The following is a 20,131-nucleotide window of genomic DNA, read 5'->3' as shown; positions in this document are numbered from 1 at the left end:
TTAAGAGCTCTCCTTAAAAATGGTTCTGCGCAGGGCGCAGTCCAGGCGGCTTTTCATATCCGGCCTGCCGTTATAGGCAATGCGGCGGGAAGGGCAACCGCCCCGGCAAATCAACCTCACCTCGCATTTTCGGCATTCAGGCGGCAGGCACCAGTCTTGGCTCATCTCCACAGGGTCAAGAAGGTTTTGATCATCTAAATTGCCGAGGCGATACTCCTTTCGCCCGGCCAAAGAAGCACAGAGATAAAGATCCCCCGCCGGGTCAACCGCCACGGCCCTGCCCTCTGCGGCCATGCAATAGGGCCTTTGCTCCTTTAAGCAGGCCCTTCTTAAGTTCTGATCGGCTTCCCTGATCTTTAAGGGCGGCCAGCGCCTTTGATTCACAAAATCAAGGGTGCTGAGCATCTTGGGCACGGCCTGGTAGATATCTTCGGACATGGGCTTAAGGTCTGTGGATTCGGCCCGTCCCAGGGGGCGCACCAGATCCAGGTTGATAACCCTTACACTGGGGCGGGAGCCTAAGAACAACAAAAACTTCGGCATCTCGGCCAGGTTATACCTGGTGAGCACCACGGTTATGTTCACCCCCACCTTATTTTGATCCAAAAGATCCAAGGCCTTGAGTACGGCCCGGGAATTGCCCCTGGTGAGGTCGTTTATCTGAGGCAGGCCATCTAGGCTGAGCCCCAACCCCACCCGGTTTTGCCTTAAAAAAGTCAACTTTTCCTGGTCCAGGAGCAGCCCGTTGGTCTGCAGGGCGAACCTGAGCATGGGGCGGACCTTTTTTGCCTCTGTCAAGAGCTCCTTGATAAGTTCGAACTGTAAAAGCGGCTCCCCGCCGGCCAATTCCACGGTCACGGCCTTATCCGGCCGGGTAAGGCGTTTTAGGGCCTTCAGCCCGGTCTCAAGGTCCATATCCCCGCCCCCTGGCCCTGCCTGGGCATAACAATAGGCGCAGGCCAGGTTGCAGCGGCCGGTAAGCGACAGAACTATGAATCCAAAGTCACTCAACTCACGCTATTTTCTTGGATTTAAAGGTGTTCATATTCACAGCCACATCCTCAAAAGGCTGCCTTCTGATGCGATGGGGGAGAACCAGCTCCACGGCCTGATCCACGTCTTCTTCAATGACCCGGGTGCGTTTTTGCCAGGCTGCCAGGGTCTTGGCTGTCTTGAGGGTGATGATGTCTCCCCGGTGTCCGTCTGTACCCACACTGAGACAGATCTCGGCTATGCGCACCATGATCTCGCGACCGGCCTGAACCCGGGGCAAGAGCTCCTTGGCCTCCAGGATATCCTTGACTATGGATTGGGATTCTTCGGTGTAAGACGCGGTAAAGGCGGCGGGGTCCTGTTCAAAGGCCAGGCGGCGCTCCATGACTTCCACCCTGGCGTTGGTGTCTTCAATGCCGGTCACCTGCACGCAAAGTCCAAAGCGGTCCAGAAGCTGGGGCCTTAAATCGCCCTCTTCCGGGTTCATGGTGCCGACTAAGGTGAAGCGGGCCGGATGGGAAAAGGAAACCCCCTCCCTTTCAATGGTGCAGACCCCCATGGCGGCGGAGTCCAATAGCACATCCACCACGTGGTCGTCCAAAAGGTTCACTTCGTCCACATAAAGAATTCCCCGGTGGGAGGCGGCCAAAATGCCGGGCTCGAAATGCTTTTCTCCCTGCTTGAGGGCTTGTTCCAGATCCATGGTTCCCACCACCCTGTCTTCGGTGGCCCCTACGGGAAGCTCCACCACCTGCACCTTGCGGTTGGTTTCCTCAGGCTCCAATCCCTTGAAGCCGCAGGATTCCTGACCACATTCAGAGCAAAGGGAAGAGCTCGCATCCTGGGGCTTCAATTGAAAGGGACAGCCAGTGACCACCGGAATTTCAGGCAGAATCTCGGCCAGGGACCTGGCCGCCGTGGATTTGCCGGTGCCCTTTTCGCCCCGGATCAGAACCCCGCTTAAGGTTGGGTTGATCACATTGAGGATCAGGGCCAATTTCATTTTTTCCTGGCCCACAATAGCTGCAAAGGGATATACGGATCTGTTTTTCATTGATTTTTCCTTTGGGCGATCTCAACTAAATCTTCTGCCTTGAGATCTTCGATTTTAAAGTAATCGGCATTAAGGGCCTGGGAGAGTTTTAATGCCAGCCCCAGGCAGACAATGCCTTGGGGTTCCGTATCCACCACCACGTAACGCACTCTCTCGTCGCGCCCCATTTTGGAGGCCAGGGCCAAGGCCTCTTCATGGGGGGGCTTATCCTGTCCCAGGCCGGTATTGGCCTTGCCGTCTGTAAGCACCAGAACCAAAGGCCTGATATCCGGGTCCTTGGCCAGTTGCAGAGAAACCTGCTTTGCGGCCTCCAGAAGCCCTGCGCTTAAGGGAGTTCGGCCGCCTACCGGCAGGTCCTCCAGCAAACGGGCGGCCAGCTCGATGGAGTTGGTGCAGGGCAGGCTGACATCCGCCTCTTTGCCCCTGAAGGTGACCATGGACACCTTGTCTCTTTTTTGATAGGCATCCAAAAGCAAGGAAAGCACCGCGCCCTTGGTGGCGGTCATTCTGGCCCTGGCGCCCATGGAGCCGCTGGCGTCAACCAGAAACAAAAGGAAATTGCCGACCCTTTTTTCCCGCACCTTAAGGCGGATATCCTGGGAGGCGATCTTGATCAAAGGCCCGTTATCGCTCTTTCTGGAGAGTTGATAAGGGGCCGCGGCCCTTAAGGTGGCGTCCAGGGCCAGGTCAGTTGGGTCACCATACAGGGCGCTTTTTACATAGCGCCCCTGTTTCTGGGCCGTACGGGTAAGGGAACGACGGCCTGAGCCCCTGCGCAGCTTGCGGTCCCTGGGCGGAGACAGCTTCCTCACCTTAAAAGTCTGACCGACTTCAAAGACCTGCTCCACCGGGTCCTTGCCCTGATCGTCAGACTGATCTTCCTTGGGCTCTTCCGGCTCGGGCTCGGGCTGGGGCAGGTCAAAGCCTTCCAGATTATCGTCTTCCCCGCCCTGGTCATCGTCCTGACTCTGGTCTTCATTCTGGGGCTCGGGCTGGTCCGGCTGGTCGGGCTGCTGATCCTCCTCGGGCGGATTCTGATCTTGCTCCTCTTCCCCCTGCTCCGGCTCATTCCGAGGGGGTTCGGGCGGCGGAGGCGGCAGGGCGTCTCTTTTGCGATGGCGCAAGGCCATGGCAGCCACCCGGCTGATATCTTCCTCGCTCACCTCTGTGCGGCCTTCATAGGCAGCCAGGGCCAGGGCCGCCCTTTGCAGGGCCAGATCAGCCCGGTGACCGGCCACATGATTTTCCACGCACAGGCTGCTGATAAAACCCTTAAGCCTCTTGGGCAGGCGGACCTTTGACCAAAGCTTGCGCGCTTTTACCAGAGTGTCAGCGGTCTTCAGCTCCGAATCCTCATATGCCCTTTTGAACTCACCGGGGTCTTGATCAAAAGCCTCCCTGGCCCGCATCAGATCAACCCTAAGGGCAAGGTCTGTTTCTCCGGCCACCTCCACACAGAGTCCAAAGCGGTCCAACAGCTGGGGCCTCAGCTCCCCTTCCTCGGGGTTCATGGTCCCCACCAGCACAAACCTGGAAGGGTGACTAAAGGAGATGCCTTCCCTTTCCAGGGTGTTGACCCCGCTGGCAGCCGCGTCCAAAAGTACGTCCACCAGGTGGTCGTCTAAAAGGTTCACCTCGTCCACATAGATAAAGCCCCGGTTGGCCCGGGCCAGGAGGCCGGGCATAAAGGCCTTTTGCCCGGTTTTGACCGCCTTGCTGAAATCAAGGCCGCCCAAAAGCATATCCTCGGTGGCGTTCAAGGGCAGGTCAACCACAGGCACGGTCTTCTCGGCAAAACCGGCAAGCCCTCCGTTTTGACTCGCCGCCAGGCAATAGTCGCAATAATCCCAGGGCCTGGCCGGATCACAGCCAAAAGGGCAGCCCCTGACGGTTTCCATGGTCGGCAAAAGACCGGCCAGGGCTCTTACGGTGGTTGACTTGGCAGTGCCCTTTTCTCCCCTGGCCAGGACCCCGCCGATGCCGGGGTCAATGGTGTTCAGGATAAGGGCCAGTTTCATCTCTTCCTGGCCCAGGACTGCGGAAAAGGGAAACAGGGGCCGCAGATCGTTATTCGAGGTTTTGGTATTCATAATCACGCCTTGTCAAATACTTGCCTGGCGTACGCTTTTGGTGGCCAGCAAGAAAAACACCCCTCCGTAAAGAACCATGACCAGAGCCGACACCCAGGGAAAGGGTTGACCCAAGGCTGCCGCCCTGATTGCGTGGCTGGCATGGGTCAGGGGCAGAAGCCCCACCAGAAAACCGGCCCACTCGGGCAGACGCTCCAGCGGAAAAAAGGTGCCGCATAAAAAGCTCATCGGCACGATTATGAAACTGGTCAGGGTGGACTGGTCCGCATGGGACCTCACCTTCATGGCCGCCAAAATGGCGCCGCAGGAAAATTGAAAGGAGTTCAGCAAGACGGCCATTATCAATAAAAAGGAGAAGTGAAGTTTCACCCCGGCCAAAAGGGCCACGATGGTGATTACAAGAGGCGCCAAAAGCCCCCGCACCATACCGGCCAGGGCCTCGCCCAGGGTTACGGAGAGATATGAAACCGGCGAGGTCTGGAACTCCTCAAAGGTCATCCAGTAGAACCTGGCCACATTTATATCCGTGGCAATGGAAAAGCTCTGGCTCATGGAGGAAAGGGCGAACAGGCCGGGAACCATGTAGCTCAAGTAGTCCACTCCCTCCACACTGATGCCCTTGCCCATGCCCCAACCAAAGGCCAGCATAAAAAGCATGGGGCTTATGGCGTAACTGGCCAGCATCCTTTTAAGCCTGCGGGAGAGGATTATCATCTCCCGCCAGAAAACCGCATATACCGAATTCATTTGCCACCCCCATGGCCATGGGCCGTTTTAGCCGAATGCCCGCCCCCATGCCCGAAAGAGGAGGCTTCTTTGGCCTGGGCCTTTTCTTCCATCACCCCTCTTCCGGTAAGGGAGATAAACACATCCTCCAAGTTGCTGGCCCTGATCACCGTGTCCTCTTGCCTGGTGGCCGCGTATTCGGCCGCCTGTTTGCGGTCATCAAAAAACCTGGGCAAAAAAGAGGTGTCGGAATAAGACTCGACCACCACCTTGCCGGTGGTGGAGAGAAAGCCCTGGGGCGTATCCTCGGCAATCAGACTGCCCTGGTTTATGATGCCCACCCGATGGCAGAGGGATTCCGCCTCTTCAATATAATGGGTGGTGAGGAATATGGTCACCCCCCGTCGGTGGCTCTGGCTGATAAGCTCCCACATGCGCCTTCTGGTATGGGCGTCCAGCCCCACGGTGGGTTCGTCCAGAAAAAGCACCCTGGGTTCGTGCAACAGCGCCCGGGCGATCATGAGCCTTCTTTTCAGGCCGCCTGAAAGAGACTTGGCCAGCTCCTTTTTCCTGTCCCACAAATCCGTGAACTCAAGCATCTCCCTGATGCGGGATTCTCTTTTGTCCCCGGCCATGCCGTGGAGCATGCCGTGCAGCTTGAGGTTCTCGTATATGGTGAGGTCCGGGTCCAGGTTCAGGTGCTGGGGCACCAGCCCCATGCCCTTTTTGGCCAAAGACGGCTCCTTGACCACATCAAATCCGCTGACCAGGGCCTGGCCTCCTGTTGGTTTGGTCAAGGTGGTGAGTATGCGGCAGGTGGTGGTCTTGCCCGCCCCGTTGGGGCCTAAAAAGCCGTAGATCTGGCCGGTTTCAACCTTGAGGTCCAAACCGGCGACGGCTTTGGTTGAGCCGTAGTTTTTCAGAAGTCCTCTGGTCTCTATGGCAGGGCTTTGCATTACTTGGCCCCCTTTCGGAGGGCGCCTTGCAAAAGAAGCCCGAATTCCCAGTTGCTGTGCAGGTTCTTCACCCTGAGCCGGCTGGTGTCAAGCTCAAGGCTGCAAATCTCACCGTCACAGGTCCTTTCGACCAGCCAGGGCGCATGGCCCTGTTGCATGTTACAGATAAGGCCTCCTTTGGAATGCACACATGCCAGGGCGATCTTGTCCAGGCATTTGACTTCCAGCACCTTGAGCTGCCAGTCGGCCAGATCCCGACTGGAGGCCAGCACCAGGTCACAGCCCCTTTTGGCAAAGCATTCGGCCATTTCGGGATGTAAAAGGTCCTCGCCCCTGGCCAGGCCCAGACGGGCGGGCCCGTAATCCAAGACCAGGGGTTCTGCGCGATCCGGGTCAAGACCCAGACACTCGCCTTCACTTGCAAACCAAAGCTTGTCCGGGGAATCCGGGTCCGGACAGAATACGGCTTTTCCGGAAGAGACGGAGAGATTCTTTAAATCCGCGGGGCTTAAGCCCCGGGAAAGCAGCCAAATCTCCGGCAGGTTGCTTGCATTGACTTCGAGCCTTTCTTTAATATCCGAAAGGCTTATGTCTTGTTTTTCTGACAAGGAAAGGCAGCGGACCGTAAGCCCGCCGGGATCGGGAAGATTAAAAAGCCCGCTCAAATCGCCTATGGAGCTTAAGTCGGCGGCCAGGTAATGATAGGCCTCGGGCCTTCTGGTTTTAAGGCGCTGTTTTCTGATCCCCTGGTCCAGCTTTCCCTGATAAAGGGGCAGATCCACCAGATAGACCTTTGATTCAGAGCTGGCCCTGGCCAGGTATTCCTTACCGTCCGGGCCAAAAACACAGCTGTACGCCTCTTGGAAATCCAGCTTGCGGTCCTTGCCCGCCCTGTTACAGCCCGCCAGGAAAAAACCGTTTTCCAAGGCCCTGGCCTGCCAGAGAACCCTCGTATCTATGCCGCCGTTGGGCCAATTGGCAGGCAACAAAAGCAGGTCTATGTCCTTTAGGGCCATGGTCCTGGGCAGGATGCTGAAATAGCTTTCCGAGCAGATCAAAAGACCCACCCTGCCCCAGGAGGTGTCGCAATAGTCCGCCTGGCCCGGTCCTCCGGCAGCGGCCCATTTGGATTCCGCGCTTATTTTGCGATGCCTGGCAACAATTTCACCTTCAGGCCCCAACAAAAGGACGCTGTTGAAATAAAGCCCTGTGTCGGCATCTTTCTCGGCCAGGCCAAGGGCCAGGTAGACCTGGTAATCCTTGGCCAGGGCGGCAAAGGCCTTTACCGCGGAACTGTTTTCTTCCCTTACCAGATGGCTGATCTCCGGCCGTGAGTCAAAACCATAGCCGCTTAAACCGGTTTCGGTATTGACAATAACCTTTGCTCCGGACTCGGCCGCATTTTTATTCAATTCAAGTAAAGTCTGAAGATTCTCCTGAAACTTATCCCTACTCAGCCTGGCGTGGACCAGGGCAATGGTCAGAGAATCAGCCATGCATGCCTCTCCTAAAGTTCAAGGCCGGCCTTGAGAGCCGCATCCCTTATATGGTCCATGTAAATGGCCGCCCAGGCGGGGTTTTCCCCGAGGCCGATTAAGCTGCAACTCACCTCATAGCCTCTGGACTCCAGAATGGATTTCCAGGAATCAGGCTCGGAGCTGCTCATATCCTCGTGAGCGTGATCGCCCGCAACCAGCATCAGGGGTTTTAAAAGAACCTTTTGCACACCAGCATGTTTCAGTCTCTTTTCCACATAATCCAGAGACATGGAGCCCTCAACCGTACCGATGAAGATCTGGTTCTCCGGATACAACTCGTTCAGGGCGTTTTGCATCTCCATGTAGATCCCGGGAGAGAAATACTCATTGCCGTGCCCCATGTAGACCAGGGCTGCATTTTGCCCGGAGGCGGTCTTCACATCCTCGGCCAGGGCCTTGGCCGCCTTTTCAATGTCTTCCTGATAAGGGTGTTCCGGGCCCGGTTCACCCAGGGCGGGACGCCCCAGAACCAATTTTTCAAAGGGTTGCCATTTGGGTTTAACTGTCTGGATGGAGTTCAACCCCTGGATATAACTTTTGAGGTCGCTGAATTCCTCACCGGCATAGATATGCAGGGGCTGCACCAGGATATTCTTATAGCCCTGGTCCTGAAGGTTGGCTATGGTGGCCAGGGTTCCCTTGACCTCCATCACCTCCGGCGGCACCAAGGGGTTCTCCTTTTGCCATTCAGGGTCGTTTTTCCTTTTCTGCCAGATTTTCCTGAGCATGTTGGAGGTAAAGGCCAAAGCATGCTTTTGCTTGGGAAACTCCTTTTGAGTCATTTCCCAGACCCTTAATATGCCGTTCAAGGCCTGGGGCTGACCCGCCCCGAAAGCCGCCAGAACCAAGGCTGTGGATTCCATTAAAAGCTCCTTTTTTCAGATTTCAATGGCTCTTGCAAGCTCTTCCAGCTTGAGGTGTTGTCTTAAATGTTCGGCCAGCAGGTCGTATTGCCTGTCTTTGAAGCCCGCATAGTCAAAACCGGCTGTAAAGTCTTCATCAGTGCCCGCGGCCCAGGAAAGCAAGGCCGCCCTAAGGGAATCGTTATCCAGAAGGCCGTGCAGGTAGGTGCCGACCACCCGGCCGCTTTGGCTCACCTGCCCCTCTTCCAAATCCAGATCCCGGTCCAGACGGGAAATAATTTTCAAGGCAGGCCTGGAGCGGCCCAAGGGCTCTGTATTTCCCATGTGGATTTCATAGCCGCTTATCACGCCATCCACGGAAAAAGGCAAATCATCAAGGCACAGGGCCCTGGCCCTGGTGGTGGTTTTCTCCCCTTTCATCTCGGTGGATATATCCAAAAGCCCCAAGCCCTTTTCCCGGCTGGGAGGGCCTTCCACACCCATGGGATCGCTGATTTCCTCACCCAGAAGCTGATATCCCCCGCAAAGGCCCAGAATCCTGCCTCCCAGATCGTGAAATTTGGGAATGGCCTGGTAGAGGCCGCTCTTTTTCAGACCGGCCAGGGCGGCCAGGGTGTTTTTAGTGCCCGGCAGGATTAAAAGATCAAGGCCCGCCAATTGGGCGGGGCTATCCACCCAGTGCAGCTCCACCGCCTCTTCCGAGGCCAGCACATCCGCATCCGTGTAATTGCTGATGTGGCTTAAACGCACCACACCCACCCGGATGCTTCCGGCCTTGCTCGTAAGCTCGCCCCGCTCCAGGGCAACCCCGTCTTCCTGGGGCAGCTGAATGTGGTCAAAGTGAGGGACCAGGCCCAGGACCGGCTTGCCGCCTTTTTCTTCTATAAAGCGGATGCCTTCCTGGAAAAGCGCCGGATCACCCCGGAATTTGTTGATCACAATCCCGGCGACCAGTTCCCGTTCCTCGGGCGGGAGCAGATCCAGGGTCCCCAGGACCTGGGCAAAGACACCGCCCGCGTCGATATCCGCCACTATGAGCACCTTGGCCCGGGCTCTAAGCGCCATGGACATATTCACCAGGTCGTTTTTCTTGAGGTTCACCTCTGCGCAGGAACCGGCCCCCTCCAGCACCACCAGTTCATAGGCGTTTTTAAGGCGCTCAAAGGCGGCCATCACCTTGGGCACCAGGCCGGATTTGAGCTTGTAGTAGTTCACTCCCTTGTAATTTCCCAGCACCTGGCCCAAAAGCACCACCTGGGAGCCCACGTCACTGGTGGGTTTCAATAAAATGGGATTCATATCCACATGGGGCGTCACCCCGGCAGCTTCGGCCTGGGTGATCTGAGCCCGGCCCATTTCACCGCCTTCAGGGGTGATGCCCGAGTTAAGGGCCATGTTCTGGGCCTTGAAAGGGGCCACCTTCACCCCCATCTGCCTGAAGATTCGGCAAAGCCCTGCGCATAAAACGCTCTTTCCCACATGGGAGCCGGTGCCGACCACCATCAGCGGCCGATAGGATTTAGTCTTTTGCCCCACGGGCTTTCTCCCTGTCCCAGGCTTCGCCGTATTTGTTTACATATCCCCTCGGCGTAACCATGGAACCCTGGTATACAAAGCTTTGGCTGTTTCCCATGATCACCAGGGTCTGCATATCAACTTGACAATCGGGAGCACCTGACAAAGTGCTCAACTCTATGCTCTGGCCTTCTCTGGCGGCCCGATTCACAATCCCCACCACGCCATCTTCTCCCCTGTGGCGCGCCACAATTGCGCAGGCCCTCTGAAACTGCCAGGGCCTGCCCTTGCTTCTGGGGTTGTAAAGCACGATCACCAGATCAGCCTCGGCCGCCAGATCCAGACGCTTTTCAATCAGCTCCCAGGGCGTCATGCGGTCTGAAAGGCTGATGCAGGCAAAATCATGGGACAAGGGCGCACCCAGACAGGCCCCAGCTGCGGACAAAGCCGTAACCCCGCAGATAATCCGCACCTTAAAGCCGCCGCTGCCGTCCAGGTTGAATCCCTTGGCCCGGGCCGCCTCAAACACCACAGGCGACATGCCGTAGATTCCGGGGTCTCCGCTTGAAATCAACCCCACCTTGCGGCCCTTGGCGGCCTGCTCCAGGGCCAGGGCGGCCCGGTCCAGCTCCTTGGTCATGCCCGAGGCCATGATCTCCTTGCCTTTGAGCAGATCACCGGCCAGCTTGACATAGGTCTTGTAGCCCAGAACCACCTGACAATCGGCCAACGCCTTTTGGGCCTCCACGGTGAGCAGGTCGTGCTCGCCGGGCCCCAGGCCGATCACATAGAGGAGGCCTGGGGGCTCTCCCTCAGGGCCACGGCCACGGTTGCGTTTTTGGTCTTCCGTTTGGTCGCCAAGAGGGTTCCCCTGCCCGAGGCCAGTATTGAGGCCGCTTCGCATACGCTTTTTGCTCCCACATGTTTTTGAGCCATTACAGACGGGTTGGGCGTCTGCACGGCGTTTAATTCATCAATAGTGAAAAACCTGATCCCCAGGCCCAGCTCCCCGGCCAGTCTCCAAAGCCCGACCTCATATTGCTTGAGTTCCACGCTGGCCAGACCGGCCATACAATCAGGAGAAAGTGCATGCTCGCTTAAGGTCTCCCGAAGCAATTCCAGCATCTCCTGAGAGCCGGTGCCTTTGTTGCATCCCACCCCCACAAAAAGACAAGGCGGCCGCATGACCAGCCAATTGGGGGGTATGGGATCAAGGCTTGTGATATCCACCCACACCCTTGGCTCATCCTGGGACTCAAGATCCGCCTCTTTAAAAAGATGGGCATGTTTTTTAAGCGCGGGTTTCAACCAATTAAAGGGATCATGGAGCCCTACCTGCCTGTCTTCCAAAAGAGAGGTGCTCACCTTGGCCAGGGCGGAAAGATTCTCGACATAAAGGCCTTGTTCCCTTGCCACCACCTCCAGGCTGGGCAGCCCGGCGCTGTCCGTGGCCGTGGTGATCACAGCCTGACCGCCAAGCAGCCGGGCGGTCTCCCTGGCCAGGTCGTTGGCCCCTCCCAGATGGCCGGAGACCAGGCTCACGGCAAAGGCCCCCCTATGATCACAGACCACCACAGCCGGATCTTTATCCTTTTTCTCAAGGAGTCCAACCAGGGCCCTCACCACGATGCCGCTGGCGCAAAAGCAGATATGCCCATCATAGGCCTGGAAATTTTCTTCCAGGCAGGCAGAAAAGTTCAGAAATCCCGCTTCGCCGTCTTCTGAACTCGCCAGACGCTCGGGAAGACAGACCCTGGCGGCATTAAGTTTCCCGGCCAGTTCCCTGGCTTTTTGAGCCCCTTTTTGGTTAAGGGCGTATATGGCTGCCCTGCCTTGCCAATCAGCCATGGCTCAACTACCGCCGCCTGTTTTGGCCGGGCGAAAGCCATGGGCAAAGGCCCCGTCATAGAGTTTGGAACGCTCTCCGGAAAGTCCCTTGGCCACAGCCTCCACCCCCGGCCCGGCCAGGATAAGGACCTGGCGCTTAAGGCCGTGCCCTGCCATGTCTCTTTTCAAGGTGCCAGGCGTGGACCAGACTACTTTCTGATCAGGCCAGGAAGAACGGTAGACCAACGCCAGGGGGGCGTCCTTGCCATAAGCCCCGGCCAAATCCACCGACACCTTTTCGGTTAAACTGGCTGAAAGGTAAATGGCCAGGCTGGCCCCGTGGTCGGCCAGGGCGGCCAAATCTTCGGCTTCGGGCACGGGAATGCGGCCCGAAGCCCGAGTGAATATGAGGGTCTGGCAGGCCTCGGGCAGGGTGTATTCCAGGCCCAGCCCGGCTGCCGCGGAAAAGGCCGCCGTAACCCCGGGAATCACCTTCCAGGGGATTTCCTCTTCCATAAGGCGGCCTATCTGTTCCCTTATGGCGCCGTAAAGGCTGGGGTCCCCGGTATGCAGCCGCACCACCCTTTCCCCCTTGGCCCAGGCGGTGGTCATGTATTCCATAACCTCCTCCAGCACCAGACCGCTGGAATCAACCAACCTCACCTTGGGTTGGCACCATTTCAGCATCTCAAGGCTCACCAGGGAGCCGGCGTATATCACCAGGTCGGCCATTTCCAGGGCCTTTTTACCGGCCACGGTTACAAGCTCAGGGTCGCCCGGGCCCGCCCCCACAAAAAGCACCGGATATTCTTCTTTTTCTTTCATTTTTATTCTCCGCAGGGTTTACTTTGACCGGTAATGAGCCAAACCGGATTCAAGGGGACCAACCTCAAATCATGGGCCAGGGGCTCGCCCCGGCTCACCTGAACCTGGATGAGATCCACTTCAAAACCCAAAGAAGTCATGGCCTTTCTAGCTTGGATCATGGAGTCCATAAGAACCGTAGAGGCCACCACCAGGCCGCCGGGCCTTAAGTAGGATGAAACCTGGGCAATAATCCCGGCCAAGTCCTTGCCCGCGCCGCCCACGAAAACCCGGTCCGGCCGGGGCAGGCCGGGTATTATTTCCATTATTTCACCTTCATGCACAGTAAGGCACCCAACCTCAAAACGGGCCTGGTTGGCCTTTATCTGGTCCACCCTGGCGGAATTTTTCTCAACCGCCTCCACCCGTCCTCCGGGCAGCAAAAGGCTGGCCTCGATTCCCACTGATCCAGAACCCGCGCCGAGATCCCAAAGGATTTGACCGGGTTTGAGAGAGAGCTTGGCCAGGGCCACGGCGCGAACCTCTTTTTTGGTGATCATGCCCTTTGCATGCTCGAAAAAGGCCTCATCCAGGCCCAGGGATAGGGGACGGCCAGGTTTTAATCTGCTGAGGATCACCAGATTGAGAGGAGAAAACTCAAGTAAAGAGGCCTGCTCCAGATCCAGTTTGCGAACCTTTTCAGATTCACGCCCCAGGTCTTCCAGAACAGTGATGCCCCAATTCGCAAGCCCTTTTTGCAAAAGCGCCTCGGCGATTCTGTTCGGGGTGTTTTCCCTGTCCGTGAATATTGCCACCTGATCATGGCTGGATAAGAACTGCCAGAGACAGTCCAGGGGCCTGCCGTGCAGGCTTACTATTCCCGCCTGGTCCCAGGAGAGCCTAAGCCTGGCAAAGGCCGCCTGAACCGTGGTCACTCCGGGCATCACCTTTAAATTTACAGAACCGAACCTACCTGTCAGACGCCTCAAGATGCCGTAAAAGCCGGGATCGCCCGAGGCCAGTACAGCCACAGTCCCCTTTTCGGCCCATGCGCCTACCTCGTCGAGCCATTTATCCACACTGCCTTTTAAAACCAGTTTTCCGCCCTTATGCCAGGAGCACTCTTCAAGGTGACGCCTGCCCCCGGCCAGGGTGTCGGCCTCACGCAAGACAGCCAGGCCTTCGGGCAGGAGGTCATGAGGGCTCATGCCCATTCCTACTACATATATAGTGTTCATGAGCTGGATATATCTTTCCCCTCGTAAAGAAGGCTTTGGTCAAAATCTATGATCCGGTACCAAAGATCAGGGCCTGATCCCAAAAAGCCCCTGGCCTGAATCAAGGCCATCTCCCCCACCAGCTCCACCAGATCGAGCCGCTTTTCAGCCCGCAGGATGTCAAGCCCATGCCGGGCTGTGTTGGCCCGGCTGACCTGATTGACCAAATCCTGGGAAACCCCTTTTTCTGCAAAACGCCGGCTCAACCAGGCAAGATCCATCGGCGCTTTATGGGCATGGGTGTATTCCAGGCCCTGGGCCTGTTTGACGGCCTTGCCGAAAAAACAGACCATGCCAACCCGGCTGAAACCCGAAGCGGCCGCTGTTTTAAGGGCAAAGCCGAAAAAATCGGCGATCTGCACAAAGGCCAGGGCGGGCAGATCCGGCTTCAGGTTCATGGCCAGCTTTTCGCTTTTTCCCCCAGTGGTCAAAACCACTTCATCCACCCCCTGAGCCCTGGCCACCTGGCAGGCGCTTTCTATGGTTGCGGTATAGGCCTCATGGCTGAAGGGCCTGACCAGACCGGTGGTTCCTAAAATAGAGATGCCTCCCTTAATGCCAAGCCTGGGGTTAAGGGTGTATCTGGCAAGGTCCCCGCCCTTGGGAACCGAGATCAAAACCTTAATTTTCACGGGCAGGTTCCGATCCGGCCCCTCTGACCATGCCTGGGTGACGGCCTTGGCTATAATGGCCCTGGGGCCGGGATTTATGGCAGGCTCTCCCACGGGAAGAGCCAGACCGGGAAGGGTGACCCGCCCCACTCCGGGGCCGCCGGTTATCTCGACCTGCGCGCCCGGTTCAGCCCCCGGCCTGATCTCCACCTGGGTCAAAATCTCGGCATGGTTGGTTACATCGGGATCATCTCCGGCCTGTTTAACCACCGTAGCCAAGGCCTTTTGGCTGTCCAGAACCAGAACCCCCTTGACAGTCACCCACAGCTGGTTGCCCTCGGGCAGATCCAGGCGAACTTTCTCCGGGGGCTTTCCCTGAATTAGGCTAAGCAGGGCGGCTTTGGCTCCGGCCGCTGCCGCCGCTCCAGTGGAAAAACCGGTTTTCAAGCCTTTTCTTGCCAATTCAAGTCCTTATTCTTCCGGCTTTTTTGCTATCAAAAGAGAGAGATAGGGCATTTTTTCCCCTCTTACCTCGCGGGCGTCGGGCACCAGCCGTTCATCTTCCAGACAGCAATTACTCACCAGGCTTATGTCGCGTTTTTCAGGCAGGCTCTCCAAGGCGTCCATGATCCCTTCAAAAGACCTGTAGGCCTTCATGATCACCAGGTTGTCTCCACATTCTGCCAGCTCTGGAATCTCCTTGGGATCGCTGACCCCTGAAACGACCAAAAGCGACTCCTTATGCTCCACCAGGGGCAGATTCAGCCTGGAGGCGGCAGCCGCATAGGCGGTTATGCCCGGCACGGATTCAAAAGTGATCCCGGGATCGTTCTTTTCTATGGTCTTGATAAGATAGCCGTAGGTGCTGTAGGTAAGGCAGTCTCCTATGGTGATAAAGGCGGCGTCTTTGCCCTTTTGCAGGACCTCAAGCACCGCAAGGGCGTTTTCCTGCCAGGCCTTTTCAAGCACCTCTTTGTCCTTGGTCATGGGGAACTTGAGCCTTACAACCTTGGTTTCTTCGGGCAGATAAGGCAAAGCCGTATTCAAGGCCAGGCTGTAGCCGTTTTTCGGAGAACTGGCCGCAAAAACCGTATCCACCTGCTTCAATATCTCCACAGCGCGCACGGTGACCAGTTTGGGATCGCCCGGGCCCATGCCCAGACCGTAAAGGGTTCCTTTGGTTTGAGTCATTTGTCTATTCTTCTCCCGCTAAAACAGCCAGGGCGTTTATCACGCTGGCCGCCAGGGCTGAACCGCCTTTTCTACCCAAGGCGGTTACATAGGGAATATCCATCTCCGCCAGGGCGTCTTTGGATTCCTTGGCGTTAACAAAGCCCACCGGTATGCCGACCACCAGGGCGGGCTCAATCCTGCCCGCCTTAATATGCTCAATAAGCCTGAGCAGCGCGGTCGGCGCGTTTCCGATCGCAAACACGGCTCCCTGGCCCTTTTCCAGGGCCAAGTCAATACCTGCCAGGGAACGGGTTACGCCTTTTTCGCTTGCGATCACCGCAACCTCGGGGGCCTCCAGAATACAGGTCTTGGTCACCCCAAAGGGCTTCAAGCGTCGGTCGGATATACCGGCCTTGGCCATGCGGGTGTCTGTGAATATGGGTTTGCCCTGCTTAAGGGCCTCAACCCCTTTTTCCACTGCCTTCTGGTGGATGCGGGTGATCCGAACAAAATCAAAATCACCGGTGGTGTGAATCATGCGCCGCACAATGGACCAGGCCTTGGGTTCAAAGCCGTGCTCCCCGGCCTCCTGGTCGATAATGGCGAAACTCCCCTTTTCTATTTCCTCGGGAGGCAGATTCCATTTTTCCTGTTCAGGCAATTTTTCTCTCGCCTTTCATTAAAGACACAAAACCAGGGGCCAGCATGGGGTTGCTGCCGAAATGCAGGTGCACATAGCTGGCCAACACATTTTGTTTGCAATAACCATGAGTATCGGGCCTGGGCCCCTTTCTGGAGCCGACTTCATAGGCGTTTACCAATCCGCCTTCTCCAGGGCTCCCCGCCCTGTTTATTTTTGAAGATGATTCCGAAGTATTGGTCACTTCCGAATAATGGAATTCATGCCCCCTTGCCCTGGTTCCGGCGGGTCCCAGCACGGTATCGGTGGTAAAACGCACCGTACGGTAACCCAAAGAACGCAGCCTGGGCAGCATGGTTGTCTTTATGGGAAGCACCCCGGTCATGGGCCGGGAGTTGCCTTTGGGATCGCTTATCTCTTGGGCCAGATACATCATGCCCCCGCATTCGGCATAAATGGGCATACCCTGAGCCGCCAGGTGGGCAATCTCAGTCTTAAGGCTTTTATTGTCAGCCAGTTCAGTAGAGAAAAGTTCAGGATAGCCGCCGCCAAGGTAAAGGCCGTCAAGCTCGGCAGGCAGGGATTTATCCTGTAAGGGCGAGAAATAGACCAATTCCGCCCCGGCCTCTTCAAGGCGGCGCAGGTTTTCCTGATAATAAAAACAAAAGGCCTTGTCCCAGGCTATGCCCAGGCGCACTTTATCGGAAGAATCAATAGGGGGGGCCTCTGTTTGGGCTGCGGGCAGGTCAAACTCCGGCAGATTTGCCAGAAGAAGATCCAGGTCTACTGCGTTTTCCAGCCAGGAGACCAGGCGTTCTCTCAATTCCTCGGAAAAACCGGTTTCCAGGGCGGTAACCAGACCCAGGTGGCGTTCGGGCATGGCCAGATCCGCCTGGCGGGTAAGCCCACCCAAAAAGGTGAACTCGGGAACCGCCTGCATGGCCTTGCCCAGGATGCGGGCGTGGTTCGGGCTGCCGACCTGGTTTGCCACCAGGCCTGCCCAGGAAAGCTTGGGATCAAATTCGAAAAATCCCTTGGCCAGGGCGGCCAGGCTTCTGGACTGGGCTTTGGCATTGGTCAAAAGCACCACCGGCAAACCCAGCCACTTGGCCATTTGGGCGGTGGAGCCTGCCTCTCCCAGAGGATCAAAGCCGTCATAGAGGCCCATCACCCCTTCCACCACGGTTACCTGGGCGTCCTGGGCACATCGCTTGTAAATGGCTGTGTTCTCCTCTTTGGAAAGCATCCAGCCGTCTAGATTGTGGGAGGTTGTGCCGGTGACCAGGGTGTGATGACCGGGGTCTATAAAATCAGGCCCGACCTTAAAAGCCCGGACCCTTAGCCCCCTTTTGCGAAGAGCGGCCAAAAGAGCCAGGCTGAAGGTGGTCTTGCCCGCGCCGCTTTGAGCGCCGCCTATGACCAGACCTTTGATTTTGGCTAAGCCGGACATAAAAAACCCCAAGTCCCATAGGTGGACCCGGGGACGGCACCCAGCTTACTTGACCCCCAAGCATGGCAGCCACAATATACGTCTTCCGCGATTGCAGCTCCAGAGCATTCGGCAGGTCTTCTGACTCCCGGATCAGCCTAATCACCGCGCCTTCCCGCTACGTTCCGTACACAGCAGTGGCAAAATTGCGGTTTTTGTCCCCGGTTACAGCGGCGGGACCGCGACGGACTCGCACCGTCTTCCCAATTAAGTCCGGTTAAGGACGCCGACATTGGTTAAATCGTCTATGCATTAACAGAAAGCGCTATTGGTGTCAATAAAAGGCTGGGCCAATTTAAGTCATTGTTTTCAGATAATTCTTAGCTTTAAAACCGATAATGGAATAATACTCGGGTAGTTAAATTAATTTTAACTGCGGTCGGGAATGCGAAGGCGTGTAAATAACACGGCTAACACTTATAAGCAGCTCAATTAAGCTAAAAAGGCCGTATTGATTGACCGGGTTGAACGTTCTGGTCAAACTGCCCCTGACCAAGTCCGGGAGGTCTTGGTCAGTAAACTACGATGCACGGTGCTCGGGCGCACCGTGCATCTTGACGTCTTTAAAAACAACTTTTGTCAAGCGGCATCCGACAAAATCCGGGAGGAGTTCGCCGGTAAGCCTCGGGACTAAAAGCAACAACCTTTTCGGTTTTATTTCAAGCCTTTTGTCACATTTTTTATATCCTGAACCCTCTTCTCATCCAAGGGGATCTCCCGAGTTCCCGAGCGGGTGAAATCAATCTTGTTTAACAGGATCTTCCTGACCCGGCGGTTGAACATGGTGTGATAATAAATAATCAGATTATTGGTATCGTTGGCCACAGTGTATTGGGTGCTGGCCGGCAGCTTGGTCTTCCCGCCCGGATCCGAGCCTTCGGCTTGTCCGGCCGCCAAATTAAAACTGTCCATGATCCTGAAAAATTCTTGCACCGTGTCCTCACCGCCCCTGGTGTGGCGGGCGGTGCAGGCAAACACCGTTGCCCTCACAAAACGGGACGGGGAGGTGAAATCGCCGGGCAGACCCAACAGACCGGAACCTCCGGCCAAGGGAGTAATCATAAGTTCCCCCCACTGCTTGGGCTCAAAGGGCTTCACACCCAGCTTCCCGTAGTTGCGCAGATTCGTCAAATGCCAGTCAAAAGTGGGATTATTTGTAATCACCCCAACCGGATTGTCAAAAAATCTCAGCTGACCGTCTTTAAACTCAACAACCAGGCTTTTGCCGCCGGGCTCGACGATCATGAAATGAATCGGATAGGGCATTTTCAGGGCAGGATCCACCACCGGAGCCACCTTTACCTTTTGCAGCCCGGCCCGCACCTCCTTGAGGCTTGCAAAATTGGAAAGGATAAAGGTCAGCACCTGGCTCGGGGCCAGGGATTTATCCGCCTTGGCGGGATCATAGGGGGAGTACTCGGCAAAGCCTTTGTGGAAAAAACCGCCCCCGGCCAGCCCTTTCTCGTTCATACCGGTGTTGACCGCCCTTCCCATCAACAGCACCCCGACAAAGCCGTACTCGCCGCTCCAGGACAATCCCTTTTGGCCGTCCGGAGTCTGCCCCACAAAGGCATGCCCCCTGGGCACGGCTATCATTTTAGGATTAAGGTCGAACTTGCCCCACTCCTGGGTGCGGCCAAAGACCACGGTTCCGTCCTCTCCCTTGAGCTGAAGCCCGGTGCAGGCAAAAGAGATTGCGCTTGAAAACAAAAAAGTTAGAAGTGAGATCGTGCAGATTCCCAACTTGACGGATTTCATCAAAACACCCCTTAATCACATTACTGAATATTCAAGCAGCCATACCTGGGCTTTACAAAATCCCATGAAAAGAACCACCGGGTTTTCCCCCCAAGAAAACCAGACAGCTTCCCGCCTTCTCCAATCAATCGCATTGATTAAGTCGCTTCAGTTTAATACTCCACACCGGCCTGGGATTTTACTCCGCCCTGGAGATGGTGTTTTTGGGCCTGCATCACAGTCACCAGGTCAGCCAACTCAAAAAACTCCTCCGGGCAGTCCCGGCCAGTGAGAATCAAATGCGAATTTTCGGGTTTTCTTTCAATCAGCCCCCTGATATCGCTTTTGGTGAGAAACCCTCGGCGCAGGGCCAGAAAAATTTCATCCAGAACCAGAAGATCCCATTTCCCGGATTCCATTTCTTCTTTAGCCAGTAAAAAGCCCTTTTCCGCAGCCTGCCTGTGGGGTTTCAGATCCTCGTTTCTACGAATCAGGCCCAATCCGGTGGGGCGTATTTCAACATTTTGGCAATCCTCAAAATGAGCAAGCTCACCATAGTTTCTGCCGCCTTTAATAAACTGAATCATAAGGCAGTGATACCCCTGACCGGCTGCGCGGGCCATTGCGCCCAGGGCCGCGGTTGTCTTGCCCTTTCCATGGCCGGTATTGATCATCACCAGGCCTTTTTTAACTTCCATGAAAAAACTCCATCTCAAACAAAAAACTGGTAAAAGGTTCCTCAGGATTCAATAAACCATATGTAACGACTTAATGAAACCCGAAGAAAACGCAAATAAAAATTAATCAACCTTCAGGCAAAGACCGCATTTAAACCCTG

Annotated in this window: 18 protein-coding genes and 1 riboswitch; all 18 genes read right to left on the bottom strand. The window is 56.2% G+C overall.

Features of this window, described 5'->3' with window-relative positions; genetic code table 11:
- Positions 1–1,011, bottom strand: a complete 1,011-nt coding sequence (locus X474_RS18350) for a radical SAM/SPASM domain-containing protein (RefSeq protein WP_044350949.1) — start codon at positions 1,009–1,011, stop codon at positions 1–3.
- A gap of 1 nt (position 1,012) precedes the next feature.
- Positions 1,013–2,047, bottom strand: a complete 1,035-nt coding sequence (locus X474_RS18345) for a magnesium chelatase ATPase subunit I (RefSeq protein WP_044350948.1) — start codon at positions 2,045–2,047, stop codon at positions 1,013–1,015.
- Positions 2,044–4,137 carry a putative cobaltochelatase gene (locus X474_RS18340; protein ID WP_044350947.1) on the bottom strand — a complete coding sequence of 698 codons (2,094 nt, stop codon included), beginning with the start codon at positions 4,135–4,137 and terminating at the stop codon, positions 2,044–2,046. Before X474_RS18340 ends, X474_RS18345 begins: the two co-directional genes overlap by 4 nt.
- Before the next feature lie 12 nt (positions 4,138–4,149).
- The gene (locus tag X474_RS18335) at positions 4,150–4,884 is read right to left on the bottom strand and encodes an ABC transporter permease (protein WP_044350946.1); all 735 of its coding nucleotides are present in this window, start codon (positions 4,882–4,884) and stop codon (positions 4,150–4,152) included.
- Positions 4,881–5,819 carry an ABC transporter ATP-binding protein gene (locus X474_RS18330; protein ID WP_082464489.1) on the bottom strand — a complete coding sequence of 313 codons (939 nt, stop codon included), beginning with the start codon at positions 5,817–5,819 and terminating at the stop codon, positions 4,881–4,883. The genes X474_RS18335 and X474_RS18330 overlap by 4 nt, the downstream gene beginning before the upstream one ends.
- Positions 5,819–7,315, bottom strand: coding sequence for a carbon-nitrogen hydrolase family protein (locus X474_RS18325; RefSeq protein WP_052515384.1), 1,497 nt, complete (start codon positions 7,313–7,315; stop codon positions 5,819–5,821). The genes X474_RS18330 and X474_RS18325 overlap by 1 nt, the downstream gene beginning before the upstream one ends.
- An 11-nt stretch (positions 7,316–7,326) precedes the next feature.
- Positions 7,327–8,220, bottom strand: coding sequence for a sirohydrochlorin cobaltochelatase (locus X474_RS18320; RefSeq protein WP_052515383.1), 894 nt, complete (start codon positions 8,218–8,220; stop codon positions 7,327–7,329).
- 15 nt (positions 8,221–8,235) lie between these two features.
- Positions 8,236–9,756, bottom strand: a complete 1,521-nt coding sequence (locus X474_RS26290) for a cobyric acid synthase (RefSeq protein WP_231688347.1) — start codon at positions 9,754–9,756, stop codon at positions 8,236–8,238.
- The gene (gene cobJ, locus X474_RS26285) at positions 9,740–10,522 is read right to left on the bottom strand and encodes a precorrin-3B C(17)-methyltransferase (RefSeq protein ID WP_044350944.1); all 783 of its coding nucleotides are present in this window, start codon (positions 10,520–10,522) and stop codon (positions 9,740–9,742) included. Before cobJ ends, X474_RS26290 begins: the two co-directional genes overlap by 17 nt.
- On the bottom strand, positions 10,519–11,583 hold the full coding sequence (locus tag X474_RS26280; protein ID WP_044350942.1) for a cobalt-precorrin 5A hydrolase: 1,065 nt from the start codon (positions 11,581–11,583) through the stop codon (positions 10,519–10,521). Before X474_RS26280 ends, cobJ begins: the two co-directional genes overlap by 4 nt.
- A 3-nt stretch (positions 11,584–11,586) precedes the next feature.
- Positions 11,587–12,387, bottom strand: coding sequence for a precorrin-4 C(11)-methyltransferase (gene cobM / locus X474_RS18300; RefSeq protein ID WP_044350940.1), 801 nt, complete (start codon positions 12,385–12,387; stop codon positions 11,587–11,589).
- A gap of 2 nt (positions 12,388–12,389) precedes the next feature.
- A complete protein-coding gene (locus tag X474_RS18295) occupies positions 12,390–13,604 on the bottom strand; it encodes a bifunctional cobalt-precorrin-7 (C(5))-methyltransferase/cobalt-precorrin-6B (C(15))-methyltransferase (RefSeq protein WP_044350938.1) in 1,215 nt (404 codons plus the stop codon).
- On the bottom strand, positions 13,601–14,716 hold the full coding sequence (cbiD, locus tag X474_RS18290; RefSeq protein WP_044350936.1) for a cobalt-precorrin-5B (C(1))-methyltransferase CbiD: 1,116 nt from the start codon (positions 14,714–14,716) through the stop codon (positions 13,601–13,603). Before cbiD ends, X474_RS18295 begins: the two co-directional genes overlap by 4 nt.
- 9 nt (positions 14,717–14,725) lie before the next feature.
- Positions 14,726–15,445, bottom strand: coding sequence for a precorrin-2 C(20)-methyltransferase (cobI, locus tag X474_RS18285; RefSeq protein WP_044350935.1), 720 nt, complete (start codon positions 15,443–15,445; stop codon positions 14,726–14,728).
- A gap of 4 nt (positions 15,446–15,449) precedes the next feature.
- Positions 15,450–16,088 (bottom strand): precorrin-8X methylmutase, encoded by a 639-nt coding sequence (locus tag X474_RS18280; protein WP_197282183.1) that lies wholly within the window; start codon positions 16,086–16,088, stop codon positions 15,450–15,452.
- Positions 16,081–17,517 (bottom strand): cobyrinic acid a,c-diamide synthase CobB, encoded by a 1,437-nt coding sequence (locus X474_RS18275; RefSeq protein ID WP_044350934.1) that lies wholly within the window; start codon positions 17,515–17,517, stop codon positions 16,081–16,083. The genes X474_RS18280 and X474_RS18275 overlap by 8 nt, the downstream gene beginning before the upstream one ends.
- A gap of 93 nt (positions 17,518–17,610) precedes the next feature.
- Positions 17,611–17,802: riboswitch (cobalamin riboswitch) on the bottom strand.
- Between the two features lie 408 nt (positions 17,803–18,210).
- Positions 18,211–19,314 (bottom strand): linear amide C-N hydrolase, encoded by a 1,104-nt coding sequence (locus tag X474_RS18270; RefSeq protein ID WP_044350933.1) that lies wholly within the window; start codon positions 19,312–19,314, stop codon positions 18,211–18,213.
- 152 nt (positions 19,315–19,466) lie between these two features.
- Complete coding sequence (locus X474_RS18265) at positions 19,467–19,991, bottom strand: cob(I)yrinic acid a,c-diamide adenosyltransferase (RefSeq protein WP_044350931.1); 525 nt, start codon at positions 19,989–19,991, stop codon at positions 19,467–19,469.
- Positions 19,992–20,131: the final 140 nt, after the last annotated feature.

The sequence above is a fragment of the Dethiosulfatarculus sandiegensis genome, from assembly GCF_000931935.2.
GTDB lineage: Bacteria > Desulfobacterota > Desulfarculia > Desulfarculales > Desulfarculaceae > Dethiosulfatarculus > Dethiosulfatarculus sandiegensis.
The sequence above is the reverse complement of the archived record's forward strand: the minus strand, read 5'-3'. Positions and strand labels throughout refer to the sequence as shown.